At 69.5% G+C, this 18390-nt stretch carries 20 protein-coding genes and 2 pseudogenes; 4 read left to right on the forward strand and 18 right to left on the reverse strand.

Annotation, left to right across the window (positions count from 1 at the left end):
• Positions 1-117: 117 nt before the first annotated feature.
• On the reverse strand, positions 118-918 hold the full coding sequence (locus tag AC2W7G_RS00005) for a zinc-binding dehydrogenase (protein ID WP_485866685.1): 801 nt from the start codon (positions 916-918) through the stop codon (positions 118-120).
• Between the two features lie 3 nt (positions 919-921).
• Positions 922-1394: pseudogene (locus tag AC2W7G_RS00010) on the reverse strand (alcohol dehydrogenase catalytic domain-containing protein); the annotation flags it as partial.
• Between the two features lie 9 nt (positions 1395-1403).
• Between AC2W7G_RS00010 and AC2W7G_RS00015 the strand changes: the two are divergent.
• The 4 genes from AC2W7G_RS00015 (at position 1404) to AC2W7G_RS00030 (ending at position 4618) form a co-directional block, all read left to right on the forward strand.
• Positions 1404-2051, forward strand: a complete 648-nt coding sequence (locus tag AC2W7G_RS00015; protein ID WP_485866608.1) for an MSMEG_6728 family protein — start codon at positions 1404-1406, stop codon at positions 2049-2051.
• A 425-nt stretch (positions 2052-2476) separates the two neighbouring features.
• Positions 2477-2908 carry an ion channel gene (locus AC2W7G_RS00020; RefSeq protein ID WP_485866609.1) on the forward strand — a complete coding sequence of 144 codons (432 nt, stop codon included), beginning with the start codon at positions 2477-2479 and terminating at the stop codon, positions 2906-2908.
• A 137-nt stretch (positions 2909-3045) separates the two neighbouring features.
• Entirely contained in the window at positions 3046-3354 is a 309-nt protein-coding gene (locus tag AC2W7G_RS00025) for a hypothetical protein (RefSeq protein ID WP_485866610.1), read from the forward strand.
• A gap of 28 nt (positions 3355-3382) precedes the next feature.
• The gene (locus AC2W7G_RS00030) at positions 3383-4618 is read left to right on the forward strand and encodes a cation:proton antiporter domain-containing protein (RefSeq protein ID WP_068111760.1); all 1236 of its coding nucleotides are present in this window, start codon (positions 3383-3385) and stop codon (positions 4616-4618) included.
• A gap of 44 nt (positions 4619-4662) precedes the next feature.
• Here the strand turns inward: AC2W7G_RS00030 and AC2W7G_RS00035 are convergent, their stop codons facing one another.
• From AC2W7G_RS00035 to AC2W7G_RS00110, 16 genes and pseudogenes are all read right to left on the reverse strand, one after another.
• A complete protein-coding gene (locus AC2W7G_RS00035) occupies positions 4663-6081 on the reverse strand; it encodes an NADH-quinone oxidoreductase subunit N (RefSeq protein WP_485866611.1) in 1419 nt (472 codons plus the stop codon).
• Positions 6082-6084: 3 nt separating this feature from the next.
• Positions 6085-7581 carry a complex I subunit 4 family protein gene (locus AC2W7G_RS00040; protein WP_485866612.1) on the reverse strand — a complete coding sequence of 499 codons (1497 nt, stop codon included), beginning with the start codon at positions 7579-7581 and terminating at the stop codon, positions 6085-6087.
• On the reverse strand, positions 7578-8393 hold the full coding sequence (locus AC2W7G_RS00045; protein WP_485866689.1) for a hypothetical protein: 816 nt from the start codon (positions 8391-8393) through the stop codon (positions 7578-7580). Before AC2W7G_RS00045 ends, AC2W7G_RS00040 begins: the two co-directional genes overlap by 4 nt.
• Positions 8276-9327: pseudogene (locus AC2W7G_RS00050) on the reverse strand (proton-conducting transporter transmembrane domain-containing protein). Before AC2W7G_RS00050 ends, AC2W7G_RS00045 begins: the two are co-directional and overlap by 118 nt.
• Before the next feature lie 186 nt (positions 9328-9513).
• The gene (locus AC2W7G_RS00055; protein WP_068111754.1) at positions 9514-9816 is read right to left on the reverse strand and encodes an NADH-quinone oxidoreductase subunit NuoK; all 303 of its coding nucleotides are present in this window, start codon (positions 9814-9816) and stop codon (positions 9514-9516) included.
• Complete coding sequence (locus AC2W7G_RS00060) at positions 9813-10382, reverse strand: NADH-quinone oxidoreductase subunit J (protein ID WP_485866613.1); 570 nt, start codon at positions 10380-10382, stop codon at positions 9813-9815. The genes AC2W7G_RS00055 and AC2W7G_RS00060 overlap by 4 nt, the downstream gene beginning before the upstream one ends.
• Complete coding sequence (locus AC2W7G_RS00065; RefSeq protein ID WP_218917680.1) at positions 10379-11344, reverse strand: NADH-quinone oxidoreductase subunit H; 966 nt, start codon at positions 11342-11344, stop codon at positions 10379-10381. The genes AC2W7G_RS00060 and AC2W7G_RS00065 overlap by 4 nt, the downstream gene beginning before the upstream one ends.
• Positions 11337-12470 carry a hypothetical protein gene (locus AC2W7G_RS00070; protein WP_485866614.1) on the reverse strand — a complete coding sequence of 378 codons (1134 nt, stop codon included), beginning with the start codon at positions 12468-12470 and terminating at the stop codon, positions 11337-11339. Before AC2W7G_RS00070 ends, AC2W7G_RS00065 begins: the two co-directional genes overlap by 8 nt.
• A gap of 77 nt (positions 12471-12547) precedes the next feature.
• Positions 12548-12892 (reverse strand): NADH-quinone oxidoreductase subunit A, encoded by a 345-nt coding sequence (locus AC2W7G_RS00075; protein WP_068111749.1) that lies wholly within the window; start codon positions 12890-12892, stop codon positions 12548-12550.
• A gap of 58 nt (positions 12893-12950) precedes the next feature.
• On the reverse strand, positions 12951-13526 hold the full coding sequence (locus AC2W7G_RS00080; RefSeq protein ID WP_485866615.1) for a DUF305 domain-containing protein: 576 nt from the start codon (positions 13524-13526) through the stop codon (positions 12951-12953).
• A gap of 94 nt (positions 13527-13620) precedes the next feature.
• Positions 13621-13863 (reverse strand): SHOCT domain-containing protein, encoded by a 243-nt coding sequence (locus tag AC2W7G_RS00085; RefSeq protein WP_485866616.1) that lies wholly within the window; start codon positions 13861-13863, stop codon positions 13621-13623.
• A gap of 108 nt (positions 13864-13971) precedes the next feature.
• Positions 13972-15438, reverse strand: a complete 1467-nt coding sequence (locus AC2W7G_RS00090) for a multicopper oxidase family protein (RefSeq protein ID WP_485866617.1) — start codon at positions 15436-15438, stop codon at positions 13972-13974.
• Positions 15435-15662 carry an SHOCT domain-containing protein gene (locus AC2W7G_RS00095; RefSeq protein WP_485866618.1) on the reverse strand — a complete coding sequence of 76 codons (228 nt, stop codon included), beginning with the start codon at positions 15660-15662 and terminating at the stop codon, positions 15435-15437. Before AC2W7G_RS00095 ends, AC2W7G_RS00090 begins: the two co-directional genes overlap by 4 nt.
• Before the next feature lie 55 nt (positions 15663-15717).
• A complete protein-coding gene (locus AC2W7G_RS00100) occupies positions 15718-16590 on the reverse strand; it encodes a F510_1955 family glycosylhydrolase (protein ID WP_068111736.1) in 873 nt (290 codons plus the stop codon).
• A 79-nt stretch (positions 16591-16669) separates the two neighbouring features.
• Positions 16670-17098: a hypothetical protein gene (locus AC2W7G_RS00105; RefSeq protein ID WP_485866619.1), complete on the reverse strand. Its 429-nt coding sequence runs from the start codon at positions 17096-17098 to the stop codon at positions 16670-16672.
• Positions 17099-17500: 402 nt separating this feature from the next.
• The gene (locus tag AC2W7G_RS00110) at positions 17501-18388 is read right to left on the reverse strand and encodes a nuclease-related domain-containing protein (RefSeq protein WP_485866620.1); all 888 of its coding nucleotides are present in this window, start codon (positions 18386-18388) and stop codon (positions 17501-17503) included.
• Positions 18389-18390: the final 2 nt, after the last annotated feature.

The raw sequence follows: 18390 nt of genomic DNA on the forward strand, positions 1-18390 counted from the left end.
CCGAGCGCGCCGCCAGCACGAGCCGGTCCCCCCGCGCGGCCAGCAGGTGGGCCGTGGCGCGGCCGATGCCCGACGACGCGCCGGTGATCACGACGACGCGGCCGGGACCCTGGTCCGTCACGGGTTCAGCACCACCTTGATGCACGAGTCCTCCTTCTTCTGGAAGATCTCGTAGCCGTGCGGCGCCTGGTCCAGCGGCAGGTGGTGCGTGGTCATGTCGAGCGTCCCGAGCGGGTCGGCATCGTCCATGACGAGCGGCAGGATGTCGTCGATCCACCGCTTGACGTGGCACTGCCCCATCCGCATGGTGATGCCCCGGTCGAACATCTCCATCATCGGCATCGGGTCGACCTCGCCGCCGTAGACGCCGCTGAGCGAGACCGTCCCGCCGCGGCGGACCGCCTTGACCGCCGTGCGCAGCGCACCCAGCCGGTCGACGGCCATCTTGTCGGCCATCGGCTTGGCGATGACGTCGGGCAGCGCGCCCACCACGGCGTGGGCGGCCTGGCCGAAGGGCGAGTCGTGCGCCTCCATGCCGACGGCGTCGACCACGCCGTCCGGGCCACGGCCGCCGGTCATCTCCAGCAGCTGCTCGACCACGTCGCCCTGGGTGTCGTCGACCGTCTCGACCCCGTGCCGCCGGGCCATCGCCAGGCGCTCCGGCACGGAGTCGACGCCGATCACCCGGGACGCGCCGAGGTGGCGGGCGATCCGCGTGCAGAACTGGCCCACCGGGCCGAGACCCAGCACGGCGACCGTCCCGCCCGGTGGGAGCTCGGCGAACTGCACCGCCTGCCAGGCCGTCGGCAGGATGTCGGACAGGAACAGGAACCGCTCGTCGGGGTGCTCGTCGGGCACCTTGATCGGCCCGAAGTGCGCCTGGGGCACCCGCAGGTACTCGGCCTGGCCGCCCGGCACGGAGCCGTAGAGCTCGGTGTAGCCGAACAGCGAGGCGCCCTTGCCGGTCTGGCGGTTCTGCGTCGTCTCGCACTGGGCGAACAGGCCGCGGCTGCACATCCAGCAGCTGCCGCAGGAGATGTTGAACGGCACCACGACGCGGTCGCCGGGCTTGATGTGGGTGACGTCGGGCCGACCTCCTCCACGATGCCCATCGGTTCGTGGCCCAGGACGTCGCCCGGGCTGAGGAAGGGTCCGAGCACCTCGTACAGGTGCAGGTCGGAGCCACAGATCGCGGTCGACGTGACCTTGATGATCGCGTCGGTCGGTTCCTGGATCGAGGGGTCCGGGACGTCCTCGACCCGGACGTCGCGTTTGCCGTGCCACGTGAGTGCCTTCACGAGTGCCTCCTGTCGTAGGCCGTGGTCGTACCCCGCGGCCGGGCGATCGAACCGGCGCCGGCACCGGGACGGTTGGCCGCCCGGTCCCCTGGGCACGTCCCGGCCGTGCAGACGTTCCTCCCCTACGCCGACTTCGAGCGCTCGGCCCGCGTCCTGGACAGCAAGCGCCTCGGCAAGCAGCGGGTCGAGACCCTCCAGGTCGTCCGCGCCCTGACCCGCCCCGACTACGGCTGGCGGAACCACCCGGCCGTGCTCATGTGGAAGGGGTTCGAGGAGGCGCTGGGTCGGTACGGACTGACCTGCTGCGACGTGTGGACCGACCTGGGCTTCGCCGACACGTGCGCGTCGACGATCCTCGCGGACCTGCGGGCGTACGGCATCGACTCCGTCCGGACCCAGCCCGAGCTCGCGGCGGCCGGTGCGCTGCCCGGCTGGCTCGGCGACGAGGCACTTCACCGCAGCCACCGGTCCGCGCTCGTCCGCAAGGACCCCGACCACTACCGGACGCTGTTCCCGGACGTCCCCGACGACCTGGCCTACGTCTGGCCGGTCCGGTCCGAGGCGGCGCTGGCCGCCGAGAAGAGGAAGGCCGACGCGGTCGTGCGACGCGCCCGCCGCGTGGCCGAGCAGGCCCGCGCCGAGGCGGAGCGACAGCAGCGCGCCCGCAGCCGTGCCGCCCGGAAGGGCTGGGAGACGCGGCGCCGGGCGGGCGTCCGGAGCGTCTCCGGCGAGCCGGTCGACGACCAGGAGTAGGGGTCCGGCACCGACGCGCCATCGACGACGAAGGGCCCCTCACCGGTGGTGAGAGACCCTTCCGTTGTCGGGCTGACAGGATTTGAACCTGCGACCCCTTGACGTTGAGCAGGCACTCAGCCGAGTCATGCGCTTCGTTGCGGAAAGGCGTGCTGACCTGCAAGAACGATGCCGGAGGAACGTGCGTGATGTCGCTCGATGTAGCTCACTTCGGCCGGGTATTGCTGGTGTTTACGACCAGTAAACGACCACGGCGCGGACGCCCTACGTACTCGTCGGCCTCGACCCCGGTGCGGACCCGGACACGCTGGAGGATCGCATCCGTGAAGGCGTCGGTGGAGTGAGCAACCCCGATGGCAGTGGGCAAACACCGAGGGCGTTGACGTCGGGTCCGAGGAAGCGGCGTTGACACTACAGTCGCCCGGATGGGATGGATGATCAGTGCGGCAGGCCTACTCGTTGTCTTGGTGGCGCTGTGGGACATCTTCCACACTCTGTGGCACCCGGGCGGATTCGGCCGGATCGCTCGTTGGGTGTTCCAGTTCGTGTGGTGGGCAACCAAGCACGTGTTGCCCAGCCACACCCGGCAGCTCGCCGGGCCGATCGGAATCCTCGGAACCGTGGCGTTGTGGACCGGTCTGGTGGTGATCGGCTGGACTCTGGTCTACCTGCCCCACATGTCGGACGGCTTCTACTTCGGGTCTGCACTCAGACCCGAGCAGTCTTCCGATGCCCTGACCGCCCTGTACCTGTCGTTGGTCAACGTGGCCACGCTCGGCTTCGGTGACGTCACCCCGCCGACCCCGTCCTGCGCCTGCTGGCACCGTTCGAGGCGCTTCTCGGGTTCGTCCTCCTGACCGCCGCCATCTCCTGGATCCTGCAGGTCTACCCCGCCCTGGGCAGGCGGAGGTCTGTTGCGAAGCGGTTGAGCCTTCTGCAGTCGAGTCATGCGACTGCCGTGGTGGCCGGTGGGGAACCATGCGTCGCCAGCCGCATGCTGGACGCCGTGACCGACGGCACGATCCAGGCCGAGACGGACCTCCTGCAGTACGCCGAGTCCTACTACTTCATCGAGGAAGAGGAAGAGCTGTCGCTCGCTGCGACCCTCCCCCACGCCCTGGAGTTGGCGGAGGCCGGAAGGACGTCGTCCTCGCGCGAGGTGCAACTCGCAGCCGACATGCTCACAGCGGCCGTCGAGAGCCTCGCCCTGCTGCTGGACCGTGCCTACCTCAAGACCGGGTCCGCGACACCGGAGGTGCTCGCGTCCTACGGCGCCGACTACGGATTCGAGCCCCACGCATGACGACGAAGGCGCGGGGCAGGGCGCTGCCATGACCCTCGACATGCTGCTCATCGCGACCGGCGCGCTCGGCGTGCTGGTGGCTGCGCTGTCTGCACGGATCAGGCGTCTGCCCGTGTCCGAGCCGCTACTTGCGCTGGTGGTCGGCGTGCTCGTCGGCCCAGAGGTGCTCCGCGCCTTGCCTCTTCCACCGATCACGACCGAGCATGCGAGCGTTCACGACGCGACACGGGTCCTGCTGGTGATCTCGGTGATGGGGGTCGCGCTGCGCTATCCGTTCGGTTCGGTCCGTGCACAGCTCCGGCCGGTCTCGATCCTGCTGTTGGTGGCTATGCCGGCCATGGCGTTGATCTCCACAGGCCTGACCGCCGGGATCCTCGGGGTCACGCTTGGCGCTGCGCTGCTGCTCGGGACAGCGATCTGCCCTACCGACCCGGTCCTCGCCTCGAGCGTGGTCACCGGAAAGCCCGCAGAGGAGGACCTACCGGCTCGTGACCGGCAGATCCTCTCGCTGGAGTCAGGCGCCAATGACGGGCTGGCCCTGCTGTTCGTGCTGGCCGCGGTCGCGTTCGCTGGACCCATGACCGCTGGCCAGGCAGCTGGGGACGCTCTCTGGCAGGTGCTGGGCGCGGTCGCTCTCGGTGTGGTCGCCGGCTGGCTCGGCGGGCGCGCACTGCGCGCCGGGGAGGCGCACGGGGCGACAGCCCACGGCCCGATGCTGCTCTTCACCGTCTTGCTCGCCCTGCTCGTGCTGGGGCTGTCCGGGGTGCTTCATCTCGATGGTGTCCTCGCCGCGTTCGTCGCGGGGCTGGCCTTCAACCTGACCAGCACCGGCAGCGAGCGTACGGCGGAGGTCGAGATCGACGAGGCGGTCAATCGGTTCGCCGTCCTGCCGATGTTCGTGCTGCTGGGTGCCACCATTCCCTGGACCGAGTGGGGCGAGCTCGGGTGGGCGGCGATCGTGCTCGCGCTCGCCGTGCTCCTGCTTCGTCGACTCCCCGTGCTGCTTCTGCTCAAACGACCGTTGCACCTCGGCTGGCCGGATGCGCTGTACCTGGGGTGGTTCGGGCCGGTCGGTGTCTCGGCCGTGTTCTACCTGACGCTCGAGGCGGAGGAGCTCGGCCTCCCTGAAACCGTGATGGCCGCCGGAATCATGATCGTGGTCGTGAGCACCGTGGCCCATGGCGTGACCTCCTCGGCCGGCAGATTGCTCTACCGGCGCCTCACGGGCGAGACCACAACCCGACGGCCGGGGTCCGGGGATTGACCCTCCCGATACGTGGGTGGGTGGATCCCCACCTGGGATGCAGCTCAGGCCGAGAAGACACTCCAGAGGGCGCCGGCTGCAATGCCGAGCGCGAGGCTGAGACCGGCGGTCACGACCGCCGTCGTCGCCGACCACCCAGCAGAGATGAACGCCCCTGGCAGGGTCCGCGCGGGGGGTTCCACTCGGCCGTAGACCGGCGCGATCCACCGGAGGTAGTAGAAGAGGCTGATCACGGTGTTGACGAACACCAGCACGGCCAGCCAGGCAAGCCCTCCGTCCCAGGCGGCCATGGTGGTGGTGAGCTTCCCGGCGAAGACGACCGTCGGTGGGGTGCCGACGAGGCCGAGCAGCGCCACCACGAGGGATGCGCCCAGCCACGGCCGGGCTCGGCCCATGCCGCGGTAGGAGTCGAGGTCGCGACGGTCAGGGAAGGCGGTCGTCACCGCGAAAGCCGAGAGGTTGGTGACGGTGTAGCCGGCGAGGTAGAGCAGCAGGGAGGGCAGGGCAAGGTCGCTGCGTCCGGCGACCGCGACCGGGACGAGCAGGTAGCCGACCTGGCTCACCGTGGACCAGCCGAGCAGGCGCCGGGGATCCGTCTGCCAGTAGGCGGCGAGGTTGCCGAGCGTCATGCTGGCGACCGCGAGGACGGCGACCAGCAGCGGCCAGGCGAGGGTGTCGGGGAGCATGGCGATGAGCCGGTAGGCGGCGACCACCGCGCCGATCTTGGGCACTGTGGTGAGGAAGGCCGCAACCGCCCCGCCCGCACCCTCGGCAGCATCAGGGACCCAGTAGTGCCCCGGGACACCGCCGGCCTTGAACATCAACCCACCCAGCACTGCCACGACGCCCGCGGCAACCACGCCCTGCGGCGCCTCGGCGAGTCGGTCGGTGAGCTCGGCGTACGACGTGGTCGCGGAGACGCCGTACAGCAGCGTGACGCCGACAAGCAACAGGATGCCGAACAGGGCACCCAGCAGGTAGGTCTTCATCGCAGCCTCGGCTCCGCGGGGCGTGCGCGCGATGCCGATCAGGCCGTAGAGCGGCATGCTCGCGAGCAGGAACCCGACGGTGACCACGAGCAGGTCGTCGGCGCCGGCGAGGACGAGCGTGCCGGTCGTTGCGAACAGCAGCAGTGCGTAGGTCTCGCTCTCCCGCGGCGAGCCGGCGATCTCGTCCGAGGCCAGCGCCAGGACGATCAGCGTCCCGAGGGCGGCGACGATCCGCGCCACTCCGGTGGCGGTATCGACCGTGAAGGTGCCCTCCATCGCCGGCTGGGCCGGGCCGGGGAGGGCGACCGCGGCCAGGATGGCGGCGGCGACCAGCGCGGCCGCGGCGATGACGCGGGTGACCCACTGGCGGGTCCTCGGGAGGAAGGACCCGCTGACCAGGACCGTGAGCCCGCCGAGGAACAGCACGATCTCCGGCAGGAGCAGCAGCGGCCGCATGGCCATGTCGGAGCCCACGGGCTACCTTCCGACGAGCTCGACGGCGACCTCGGCCGCGGGCTCGATGACGGCGAGCAGTGGCCGGGGGAACACCCCGATGAGCAGGGAGAGCACAAGCAGCGGGCCGACCGACCAGACCTCGGCGGCGCGCAGGTCGGTGAAGCCGACCGAGCGGCCGCGGGTCTCGCCGGTGAAGATCCGCTGCAGCGAGCGGAGGAACAGCGCCGCGGTGAGGAGGATGCCCACGAGCGCGATGGCCGTGACGGGGGCGGCGGCGATGCTGCCGGTGAAGATCTGGAACTCCGCGATGAAGCCGGACAGCCCGGGAAGGCCCAGGGAGGCGAAAGCGCCGACGGCGAAGAACGCGGCGAACCGGGGCGCGGGTCCGGCCAGGCCGCCGTAGGAGTCCATGTCATAGGTCGCTGCCCGGTCCTGGAGAACCCCGGCGAGGAGGAACAGCGCACCCGTGATCAGCCCGTGGCTGACCATCTGCGTGACGGCACCGGTGACCGCGACGGACCGGGCCTGCGCGGTGTCGTCGGCGACGACCCCTGCGGCGCCGACGGCGAGGACGATGTAGCCCATGTGGTTCACCGACGTGTAGGCGACCATCCGCTTGAAGTTCGTCTGGGCCAGGGCCACCAAGGCGCCGTACACGACAGAAACGATGCCGACGACGATGATCACCCACGCCCAGTCCCGCCACGCCTCGGGCAGCATAGGCATCGCGATCCGCACGAACCCGTAGGTGCCCATCTTCAGCAGCACGCCCGCCAGGACCGCTGAGCCGATCGCCGGCGCGTCCGTGTGGGCAGGCGGCAGCCAGGTGTGGAACGGCGCGGTCGGGGTCTTCACCGCCAGGCCGATCAGGATCGCGGCCAGCACCAGCCCACCGGCCAGCGACGACCCGGCGAGCGGGGTCTGCTCGGCCAGCTCGACCATGTCGAAGGTGTGCGGGTCGGCGGCGATGTAGAGGCCGATGAACCCGACGAGCAGGGCCAGGGAGCCCAGAAACGTGTAGAGGAAGAACTTCATCGCCGACCGGGCGGCGTTGCCGTGGCCCCAGCCGGCGATCACGAAGTACATGCCGACGATCGAGAGGTCGAAGAAGACGAAGAAGAGGATCAGGTCGGCGGCGACGAACAGGCCCATGCTGACGCTCTGCAGGAAGAGGAACAGCGCCGCCTGGAGTCGCGGGCGGTCGGTCTCGCGCAGCGCGAAGATCGCGCAGGCGAGGAAGATCACCGCAGTCATCGCGATCAGCGGCAGGGACAACCCATCGACGCCGAGGTGGTAGCTGCTGTTCACGCCGGGGATCCACTCGGCCTGCTCCTCAAACGCCAGTCCGCCCGCCGCCGGCGTCTCGTAGCGCAGCCACGCCGCGACCACGAGGGCGAGGTCGGCCGCTGCGACCGCGACCCAGGTCCACCGTGCGGCCGCGTCGCCGAGCCGCGGAAGTGCGAGCAGGGCCAGAGCGGCAGACAGGGGCAGGAAGACGATCAGACTGAGCACGTTCACCTCACCGTGACAAGGAGCAGGACGCCGATCGCGAGCACCGCGACGGCCTGGATGTAGTACTGGTGCGGCTGGCCGGTCTGCGGACGACGTGCGAGCCGGCCGAGGCGGCGCAGCTGCGCAGCGAGCCCCTCGACCGCCCCATCGAACCACCGGTCGTCGTCCCGTGCCGCGCGAGCCGCGGTCCACAGCGACGCCCGGGACGTTGTCTCGACCGCACCGTCCAGCACCCGGTCGTCGAAGGTCGCTGCCCGACGCGCCAGACCGAGCGCGGCCGCGGCGGACCCGGCCACGCCCCGGTCCAGGACGCGGTCGTCGGAGCGCGCCAGGGCCTCTCCCAGCGCGAGGGTCGGGCGTACGACGAGGGCCTGTGTTGCGCGCTCGAGACCCAGCCAGGCCAGGGCCCAGCCCGGTTCCGGCACGGGACGCCACCACACGAGCGCGAGCACCCCCAGTGCGATCACGACCGACGCGGCCATCTCCGCCCATGTCGGGTGGAGCGGCTCCTCGCCGAGAGCGCGCGCGACCGTGTCGCCGAACGGCGGCAGCGCAAGTACTCCGAGGACCACTGCGCCGAGCGCGAGTGTGACCAGCGGCGCCTGCTCCAGCATGCCGACGTGGCGGGTGCCCCGCTCCTCCTCGTCGAGATGCGACTCGACCTCGGCGTGCTCCCGCTCGCGAAGCGGTCGCCACAGGATCACCAGGATCTTGCCGGCGTAGGCCGCCGAGAGCGCGGCCGCGGCGAGACCGACGGCGTAGAGCCACGGTGAGTCCGCCAGCGCCGCGGCGAGGACCGCGTCCTTGGTCGCCCACAACGCCAGCGGGGCGACCCCGCGAGGGACAGCGCACCGGCAGTGGCGGCCCAGCCGACCAGCCGCCACCGCCGAGCCACGCCCCGCAGGCCGACGAGCTGCTTGGTGCCGAGCGCGGTGAGCCAGGCCCCGGCGGCGAGGAAGAGCAGCGCCTTGGTCGAGGCGTGGGCGACGAGGTGTGCCGCTCCCCCGCTCACCGAGGCCAGCCCGGCGCCCATGACCACGAACCCCAGCTGGCGGAAGTGGAGGCTGCGAGGAGCTGTTTGAGGTCCTGCTGCGCCACGGCGACCGCGCCGAGCAGCAGCGCGGTGAGCGCGCCCACCCAGGCAGCAGCCGGCGCGGCCCAGCCCGTCGAGGCCATCAGCGGCTCGGTGCGCAGCAGCAGGTAGCCGCCCATGGCGACCATGGCGGCGGAGTGCAGCAGCGCGCTGGCCGGGCTCGGACCCTCCATCGCCCGCGACAGCCAGAACGAGAACGGCAGCTGCGCCGCCTTGCCGAGAGCTGCGACCAGGACACCCGCCGCGACGACGTGCCGCCACCCCTCACTGCTTGCGGGCAGGTCAGCCAGTGCCAGACCGGCTCCACCGGCGAGCGCTGCTCCGGCCGCGACGTACAGGCCGACGTCCGCCGTGCGCGTGGTCACGAACGCCGTGATGCCGGCGGAGACCCGGTGGTCGTCGCGCCACCAGAACCCGATCAGTGCGAACGACGTCGCGCCCATCACCTCCCAGGCGAACAGCAGCGCGGGCAGCGTCTCGGCAGTAGCCGTCAGGAGAGCGGCGGAGGCGAAGAGCAGCATGAGTCCGTGGAACCGGGCCTGTGACTCCCGGATCTCGCCGGCCGAGAACACGAGCACGAGCAGGCTCACGACCGCCACGGTCGGTGCGACCAAGGCCGACAGCGCGTCCACCCCGAGGGCGAGGTCGCTGCCGGCCATGAACGGCACCGACACGCGAGGTCGTTCGAGGGCGACGACCACCGACAGTGCGGCTGTGGTGAAGGCCGTTGCCAGCGACACGGCGGCGGCCGCCGCCCGCCTCGAGGCGGGAGAGGGCGAGCCCTCCGCCCACCACGGCGGGCAGCAGAACGAGCAGCCAGAGTGCGGTCTCAGACATGGACATGGTCACCCCGACAGGTCCGTGGCCATGTCGGTCATGTCGGCACCACGCTCACGATGCAGCAGCGTGGCGACCGCGAAGCCCATCGCCATCTCCACGGTCATCGCGGCGATGATCACCATAAGGAGGACCTGCCCGGTCGGGGCGGGAGCGAGGAACCACCAGACGCCGGCAGCGGCGAGGATGACAGCGTTGATCATGAGCTCCAGGCCCATCATCACCATCACCACCACCTGCTGGGAGATCGCGCCGTACAGCCCGACGCTGAAGATCGCCGCGGCGATGAGCAGGGTCGCCTCCAAGGTCATCTGCCGACACCTCCGGGCTGGGGGTCGTCTGCGGGGCGCTGCTTCAGGTCATCGCCGAACCGGTCGTAGCGGGTGCGGTGCGCCGCGAGGACGACGCCGGCCACGATGGTGGCCACCATCACCGGGCTGATCACGGCCATCACCAGCATCTTCGGGCCCATCAACGATTCCCCCAGCGCCATGGTGACGTCCGGCGGTGGACTGCCCCTGCGGGTGGGCCAGTCGACCATCAGGATGCCCGTCGCGAGCGCCAGGAACGTGGTCACGGCGACGGCGATAGCGGTCTTGTTGCTGTGCACCATGCTCATCGGCATCAGCGCGGGGTTCATCCCCATAAACATGACCATGTAGACGGCCATGATCGCCATCTCCATGACCATCATCAGGATCGTCACCACGCCGACGTAGTTCTGCTGCAGGAAGAGCACCTGCAGCCCAACCGCGACGAAGGACAGGGCGAGGGCGTACGTCGCTCGAGCCATCGAGTCGACGTAGAAGACCGCGGCGCCGCCCACCACCGCGACGAGCCCGACCCCCCAGAAGGCGATGTCACTGATCACGTTCACGACCTCCAGACGGCAATGACGGCGACGACCAGGTCCTGCAGCAGCACGGCCGGGAGCAGCAGCATCCAGCCCACCTCCATGAACTTGTCCGGCCGGAAGGCCGGCAGCCGCCGCCGCAGCCAGACCAGGACCGCGAGCAGGGCAACGGTCTTCACCAGCACCCAGGCCCATCCCGGCAGCAGCGGACCGGCGCCGCCGCCGAGGAACATCGGGACCGCGAACGCCGCGCCGGCGGCCAGCAGCGCGTATCGCCCCGCCTCGAACACCAGCCGGTCCACGCCCGACAGCTCCACCCGTGCGCCGCCGGAGACGTCCGTGCCGATCGCCGGGGCGAAAGGCCCCCACACAGAGAAGGCCGCGACCCCGAGCAGGTAGACCAGGAACGCCACCGGCATCCAGACAGCGAACCAGAGGCCCTCCTGGGCCGCCGCGACCGCGCCCACGTTCAGGCTCTCCGCGGCGATCGCCGGAGCGACCAGGGCGAACATCAACGGGAGCTCGTAGCCCAGTCCGTGCGCCAGGAACCGGTAGCCGCCGACCAGCGAGTGTGCCGAGTTCGCACCCCACCCGGTTAGCCACACCAGCGCCCAGACCATCACGTCCATGGCGTTGAACCACATGACGCCCACGTCGAGGTCGAAGATTGTCCACTCCCCCAACGGCACGACCGTCACCATCAGCGCCGCCACTACCAGCAGCCCGGCACCCCCGATGCGCCACAGCAGGCGGTCGGCTTCGACGGTGGTACGACGTCGCTGCCGCATCAGCCGGGCCGCTTCACCGAACGGCCGGACCGGCCCGCCCATCTTCCCGCCCGGCCCGCCCCCCGCACGCGCGGCGAGGGCACCGTCCAGCATGGCAGCGGTTACGGCCAGCGCACCCAGAATCCCCAACGCGGCAATCGCCCAGCCGGGCGCCACGGTGGTGATCGGCGAGTCCGTCATCGGCATCGGGTCAGCCATGCGACACCTCGTGCTCCGCCTGTCCGGCGAGCAGCTCGTGGATGTCGAGGCTGGCGAGGACCAGACGTGCCGTGGCGAGATCCAGACCCATGACCAGATGCGCCAGGTGGTCGGTCGAGAGTGTCCGGCCGGCGTCGTTCGTCCGAGTGCCGATGTCACCGGCGGCGGTCGCGGCAACACCGGCGACCGCCCGGTCCAGCATGCCCATCAGCCGCTCATAGGTGTCACCGACCGCGTCGGCCGGCAACCCCCGGGCGTGGGCGTCCTCGTCGCTCAGCCGCCTGAGGCCTGACAACGACCAGCGCAACGTCCACGAACGACGGACCCTCCGGCGCAGACGCTCGAGTTCCGACCCCGCCGCTCCGTCCCCGGGCTCGAGGGCGGTGTCGCGGATCCTTCGGGCCTCTGCCGCAGCGTCGTCCCACCCCGCCAACGCCAGCAGCGAGGCGATGTTGTCGATGCCGCGGGCCGGCCCGACAACTTCGTCATCCTGGCGGGCACGCCCGTCGACGAGCTCGGCCTTTGCCTCGACAATCACATCGCCCTGCAGCGAGCAGCGCAACACCAGACCGGCCGGCCAGTGCGGCAGCACAGGCCCGAGACGCACCTGCAAGACGTCCATCTCGAGGCCATCTCGGTCCTCACCGCCCTCCGCGAGCGGAATCCCTCCCGGTGACATCTCCATGTCGCCGTGGTCCATGCCTTCGTGGGCGCCGTGGTCCATGCCCTCGTGGCTGCCGTGGTCCATGCCCTCGTGGCCCTCGTGGTCCATGCCCTCGTGGCCACCGGCTGAACCGTGGTCCGTGTCTCCATGGCCACCATGACTCTCGGCTCGAGATCCGGCCTGCTCGGCGACGAGTTCGGAGGCGGTGGGTCGCTCCTGCGCGTCACGGCGGTGGTGGTCGGTGTCGAGCAGGCCGGTGTGTGCTTCGTCCAGTCGAGCACCCACCTCGTCGCCCGGGTGCGCGTAAACGCGCACCCGAGGTCCCGGCATCTGGTGCCAGATGCCCTCGATCGCCTCCGCGAGCCCCGGCCCGGGTTCGCCGCACACGACGAGCACGTCGGCGTCCGCGGGTGAGATGGCGAGGCGCCATCCTCGGGCGGCCACGTTGCGCTCCGCCGCCATTCGCGTGCGCCACGAGCCCGGCACCTCGACGACCAGAGCGTGAGCGTGCCGGGAAGCGCTCCGTGCGATCGCGTCACTCAGACCCAACGCAGTGCCCCCTCCCGCCATGCCCAGAGCACGGCGGCGAACAAGGCAGCCAAGAAGAGGAACATCTCGACGACCGCGGTCACGCCGACCTGTGCGACGACGACCGCCCAGGGATACATGAACAGCATCTCGACGTCGAAGGCGAGGAAGAGCAGCGTCGCGAGGTACCAGCGCACGTGGTACCGCGACAGTGCGTGCTGCTCGGGGGCCCAGCCCGACTCGAACGGAAGCACGTTTAGCGAGTCTGGCGCTACGGCGGTGAGCCTGTGCAGCGCGTACAGCCCGAGTACGAGTACCCCGACCGCGCTCGCCATCACGACAACCCCTGCGTACATGACTCTCCTCTGGCGTTCAGATCGTCGCCACTGGCTGGCTATGGAGGGGGATCCGTGCTCAGGGGCTTGCCTCGAAGTCCGGGACGGGGCGCTGCTTGGCCTCTTCCTCGGTGGTGGCGGCACCGTTCTTCTCGATGTCCTCGATCAGCCACTTCATCTCGGCGATCTCGATGCGCTGAGCCTTGATGATCTCGTCGGCCAGCTTGCGCACACGCACGTCTTCGATCTCGGACCGCTCGCTGGTGAGGATCGCGATCGAGTGGTGCGGGATCATGCCCTTCATGTAGGACTCGTCCTGCACGAAGGTCTGAGACCGGGACAGCCACAACGCGGAGCCCCCCACCACGAGCGCGGCCACAATGATGGCGACGTTGACCTTGACGTTCTTGTACATCATCCCCCACATGAAGCCGAGCATGATGACCGTCATCGCCGACCCCATGAGGATCGCCATGTAGACCCGCTCCTCACTGAACGTCATGTGCGACCAGGTGAACGCGTTGGTGTAGGTGAGCAGGAACATCGTCACCGTCGACGTGGTGATCATCGCCGCGAAGATGAGGTACATCTTGCGCTCGTGCTTCTTGTGCTCCTCGTGCTCGGAGGACTGGTTCTGATCGGACTTCGTGGTCATGCTGGGACTCCTCTCATCGGGGTAAGTATCCACATCGCCGGTTGCGGCACCGGAGCTTGTCGTCGGTGATCCGGCGCAATGGTTCCGCCCGCGTCTACCGGTCGCTGTCGCCTCGGAGCTGACGGAGACGGTCCTGGTACTCCTCGTCGGTGAGCTCGCCACGGGCGTAGCGCTCGTCGAGGATCTCTTGCGCTCGAGTTCTCCCGGTCACCGGTCCAGGCGGTGGCGCACTGCCACTGCCGCGGTTCGTGCCTCCGCCGCTGCCGCGAACCAGCAGCACAACGACGAGAACGATGACCAGGATCATGATCGGCCAGATGAACCACATCCAGCCCATGCCCCCTCCGTTGCCATACATGGGTCTCACTTCTCTTCCATTCCTAGAGCCCCGAGGGCTCCGCTGTGTTTGTCAGTCGGCCGGCCCGGGGCAGTAACCGCCGCGCGGTCAACTGGCCAGAACGGTGCCCATCATTCCCCGGTCCTCGTGGTCGAGGATGTGACAGTGGTAGACGGTCCGACCGCCGAAGTCCTCGAACGCGACCCGGACCTTGACCTGGCTGCGGGCGGGAACGTTCACGACGTCGAGCCAGACCGGCTCAGACAGCTCGCGGCCGTCGACCTCCAGCAGCTGCATCGGCCACACGTGCAGATGGAAGGGATGATCCATCGGGCTGTCATTGCCGATGGTCCACTCCTCCACCGTGTCCATCCCCACCTGCTGGTCGATCCGGTCGGCGTCGAACTCCTCACCGTCGAAGGTGAAGCTCATCGGACTGTCGCCGCCGCCCATCATCCCGCCCATGCCCATCTGGAAGGTGATCGACCGACGACCATCGACGTCATCGTCACGCAGGTCGCGGACAGCCGGGCCCGCGGGGATCTCACCCACGGCTCGGTTGCCGCTCGCGGAAACGCTCAAGCGGGCGAGGGTCACCGGACCGCTACCCCCTGGCCTCGGGCCCCCGCCCATCATCTGGCCCATCATGCCGCCGCGGTCGACCGGCATCGCGGTGAGCTCGCTGCCTCCCTCGGAAAGGTCGACCACCAGGTCGAGCCGGTTCCCGGGGGCGAGCACGACGTCATCCAACGCCGTGTCCCGGGGCAGCCGACCCACGTCGCGGCCAACAACCCGGGCGCGCTGTTCTGGCAGCCTCAGCGCGAGGTAGCGGGCGGTGCAGGCGTTGATGATCCGCCACCGTTCACGCTCCCCCGAGCGGCCCTTGAGGTCCGGCTTGGCGGCACCGTTGACCAGGACGAGCTCACCCTCGCGGCCCATCATCTGCTCCATGGTGGACGGGCTGACCAGCGAGCCGCCGGAGTCCAGGGTGATGTCGGAGACGACCATGACCCGTTCCCGGTCGACGCGGATCTCCTCGTCGTCCTCCACGATGATGGCGCCGTAGAGTCCGCCGAACACCTGGTCCGCGACCGTGCCGTGGTGGTGCGGGTGGTACCAGTACACGCCTGGTGGATGGTTGTCGGGCAACCGATACTCGTAGCGATGCGCCCGGCCCGGTTCGACAGCGACGAACACGTTGTCGCCGTTGCCTTCGGGTGAGACGTGCAGCCCGTGCACGTGCAGGTTCGTGACCCGATCGAGCCGGTTCACCAGCTCCACCCGCAACGTGTCGCCCGGTCGCAGCCGCAACGTGGGACCCGGCACGCCGCCGTTGTAGCCCAGGGTCGTCGCTTCGCGTCCGGCGACCTCGTGCTTGCCCAGCGCAGCCTCCAGCCGTACCTCCAGCAGGCCGCCGGCACTCCGGAGAACCTCGGGCTCGGTGAACAGTTCCCCGGCGACGGGGTCCAGGACCGAGGTGGACAGCTCGCGCCACAGGCCCGTGCCACCAACGACGGTGCCCGCCAGGCCGGCACTGCCGATCGTCAGAGCCGCGCGTCGGCTGATCGGTTTCATGGCCTCTCCTCCCCCAGGACGCGCGACCGGTGCTGGTACTCCTCCGTGCTCAGCTCGCCTGCCGCGTACCGCTCCTCAAGGATCTGTCGGGAACCACCCGTCCCGCTCGGCCGGCCAGGCCGCCCCGAACCGGCTTCGAGGCCTCCGACAAGCACGCGCACCGCCGTCACCACAAGGAGCACGACGCCGAGGACCAGCAACACTCCGTAGAACAACGCGGTCATGGCTGATCAACCTCGGCCCACGGCCGGACACCGGACCTGCGGGACGGGCGTGGCGTCATCCGGCGCCCACCTCGGACCACGTGGCGCCCCCGTCGGTGGACACGAGGACGCCGCCCTCCGTGGCGGCATACCAGCGCGACTCGGTGGCGGTCAGCGCGTGGGGCACGTCCGGGAGTGATCCCACCTCCCGCCAGGAGTCCCCACCGTCATCGCTGCGGTAGACCGAGCCCTCAGGGCCTGCCCCGACCAGCAGGTCCTCGCTGTCCCAGTCCAGCAGCACCAATCGCGGTGCTGACTCCACGAGCTCGGGAGACCCGGAGACCTGGAGTCGGACGAGCGAGCCGCTGCCATCGGTCAGCAGCACAAGATCGGGGTTGCCTGGATGGGCGGCCACGTCGGCGGCGGGCAACTGGCCCAGGTCGCGCCATCGCCTGCCGTCCTCGGTGATCATGAGACGCCCGCTTTGAGAGTCGACCCCGTACACGCGGTCACCGGCCGCCTCGAGCGCGTGGAAGTCCGCCTCGCCTTCCAGCGAGAGCGACCTCCACGTCCGCCCGGTGTCGGTGGACTCGGAGAGTCCGAAGTGCGCGGGTCCGCCGGCGCCCGGCTCGGGGTGACCACTCATCAGGAAGCGGTCCGCGTCGGCGATGGTGAACGACATCGCGTCGAAACGCCCCTCCCCCACACGCTCGAACCCGTCGGCACCGAGGGCGAACACCCCGTGATGACTCGCGACATAGAGCGTGTCGTCCGCCGGGTTCACGTCGAGAGAGTGGATATGGCCGAACTCCTCCCCGGCCGCAGCGGCGTTGGAGGCGGTCGGGTTCTCTGAAGAGCTGCAGGCGGCGAGCAGGGCCGCGGCCGTGGAGAGGCCGACCACCAGAGGGAGACCAGAAGACAGACTCAGCGATTTGCGCGTCGCGCACATGCGAATACTCCAAATGAGATCGAATGACTGGCAGGACTGACGCACCGGACCCATGCGGGTGGTGCGCCGGTGTGCCTGATCAGATCCGGAGTACGGTCAGCTGTCGTTCGAACGGCGGTGGCAGCCCCGTCACGTCGAGCGCGGCGATGGCCCACGGCACTAGGCGCGGCAGACGCCATCCTCCGTTCCGTGCCGCGGTGGCGAACATCCACAAGCCCAGCGCAAGACCCGGCGTGAGCACCATCAGGCACAGCGCGAGCAACCCCCCGTCATCCGCCGGTGGGGCCTCGTCCCCGGCAGCGACACCCGGGGAGGCGACCACGCCCGCGGCGGTGTCGGTGGTCATCATGATCGTCGGGGCGGCGTGGTGCCCCACGTGCTCGCCGGAGTCCGGCCCGGACGCCAGCCCGTGCATGCCAACGATTCCGAGCGCGACTGCGCACAGGAGGACGACCAGCGGAAGCCGCGTCCTCACGGCTCCCGGAAAGGTGCGGTCGGCAAGAGTCATCGCCTCCTGAGTCTAGGCACAGCCACACCCGGCCGCCAGCCAGGCACCTTGATCCTGCCGCTGTGAGGGCAGGCGGCGCCGCCGGACCCGAGGAGCGATGACGTGCCATCGACACTCGCCCAAAGGAAGACCGCTTGTGACGTCAGCACACATCTCATCCCGACGTTCGCGGGCGGTTCCTGACGCACCCGCTCGCGTCATCGGCCCTCTGACCAGCTTCCACGCGTGGCGCGGGGCCAGGATTTGAACCTGTGGCCTCTGGACTAACTCAGAGGCTTTCCGATCGCTACCGAACCTTGCGGGAAGCAGCCGAATCGCTTGTATCTACGCGGTGTTCGCTGTCTCGAACACCTCCGACTGTAACCGATCGACTCCTGTCCGAGCCGACTGAATCCGGAGGGTTCATGGTGGGACGTCGAAACTAGGCAGGGCGGAAGTGCTCGGCGAGACCTTCGCGGACCGCTGCCACGTCGACCCTGGCAGGCACCGCCTCAGTGAGGATCTTGGCGAGTCGCTTCGGCCAGACAACGTGAACGCCCCAGGTAGCGAACGCCCCACCAACGAGCGGCCAGTCGGCTTCGACAAAGCAGAGCGCGCCGTCGACGGGGAGGTCGCCGACAACCTCCTGGACAAGCAGACCTGCTTGAGAACACCGTCGACCAGATTGGTGCAGTCGCGGTGCCCGACGAGCAGCTTCTCGACCCGGGGACGAAGGATGCCGCCTTCGACCTTAAGTTCAGGTCGACACTTGTATCGCTTGGCGTCGACCACCCAGATGCCGGCAGTCGTGATGGCGATGTGGTCGATGTTCGCTCTCGTCCCAGGGATGCGTCGATCCTGAAGCACCGCGATCGACTCCGAGACGAGGGAGTCGAGCCGCGCACCCAGGCGTTCTTCGCCCGCCGCTCCCGTCGCCCACGCCTTCGTGCTCTGCTTTTCGTCAGACAGCGCCACGGCGATGCCGCCGAGCTTTCCCCACTTCCGACGGAGACGCTCCTCGTCCTTGGCTTTGCGCCGCTCGTACTCGCGCCGAGCCGACGATCCCGCGGCACCGCCGTCATCGCCAGCCTTGTCGACTGGCGACGGCTGCACCTCCGGACCGTCAGCGAGCACCGCGGCAGCCCCATCCGGACACTCGACACACCTAACGGCTTTCCTGGACCGCTCATAGATGGCCTCGACACGAGCGGCAAGTTCCGTCCCGCAGAGACGACACAGGCCTGCATAGCGAAGCTTCATTCGCTTCTCATCCCGCCGGCCGTCGTCCGACATATGCGGCTCCGCGACCACGG

The organism is Aeromicrobium sp. PFPM2_SD2, assembly GCF_057364525.1.

Coding starts and splice junctions, on each gene's coding strand:
- AC2W7G_RS00020 (WP_485866609.1), top strand. CDS start 2,477: ATGGGATGGATGATCAGTGCGGCAGGCCTACTCGTTGTCTTGGTGGCG.
- AC2W7G_RS00025 (WP_485866610.1), top strand. CDS start 3,046: ATGCTGGACGCCGTGACCGACGGCACGATCCAGGCCGAGACGGACCTC.
- AC2W7G_RS00030 (WP_068111760.1), top strand. CDS start 3,383: ATGACCCTCGACATGCTGCTCATCGCGACCGGCGCGCTCGGCGTGCTG.
- AC2W7G_RS00055 (WP_068111754.1), bottom strand. CDS start 9,816: ATGACCTTGGAGGCGACCCTGCTCATCGCCGCGGCGATCTTCAGCGTC.
- AC2W7G_RS00065 (WP_218917680.1), bottom strand. CDS start 11,344: ATGGCTGACCCGATGCCGATGACGGACTCGCCGATCACCACCGTGGCG.
- AC2W7G_RS00070 (WP_485866614.1), bottom strand. CDS start 12,470: ATGGCGGCGGAGCGCAACGTGGCCGCCCGAGGATGGCGCCTCGCCATC.
- AC2W7G_RS00075 (WP_068111749.1), bottom strand. CDS start 12,892: ATGTACGCAGGGGTTGTCGTGATGGCGAGCGCGGTCGGGGTACTCGTA.
- AC2W7G_RS00080 (WP_485866615.1), bottom strand. CDS start 13,526: ATGACCACGAAGTCCGATCAGAACCAGTCCTCCGAGCACGAGGAGCAC.
- AC2W7G_RS00085 (WP_485866616.1), bottom strand. CDS start 13,863: ATGGGCTGGATGTGGTTCATCTGGCCGATCATGATCCTGGTCATCGTT.
- AC2W7G_RS00090 (WP_485866617.1), bottom strand. CDS start 15,438: ATGAAACCGATCAGCCGACGCGCGGCTCTGACGATCGGCAGTGCCGGC.
- AC2W7G_RS00095 (WP_485866618.1), bottom strand. CDS start 15,662: ATGACCGCGTTGTTCTACGGAGTGTTGCTGGTCCTCGGCGTCGTGCTC.
- AC2W7G_RS00100 (WP_068111736.1), bottom strand. CDS start 16,590: ATGTGCGCGACGCGCAAATCGCTGAGTCTGTCTTCTGGTCTCCCTCTG.
- AC2W7G_RS00105 (WP_485866619.1), bottom strand. CDS start 17,098: ATGACTCTTGCCGACCGCACCTTTCCGGGAGCCGTGAGGACGCGGCTT.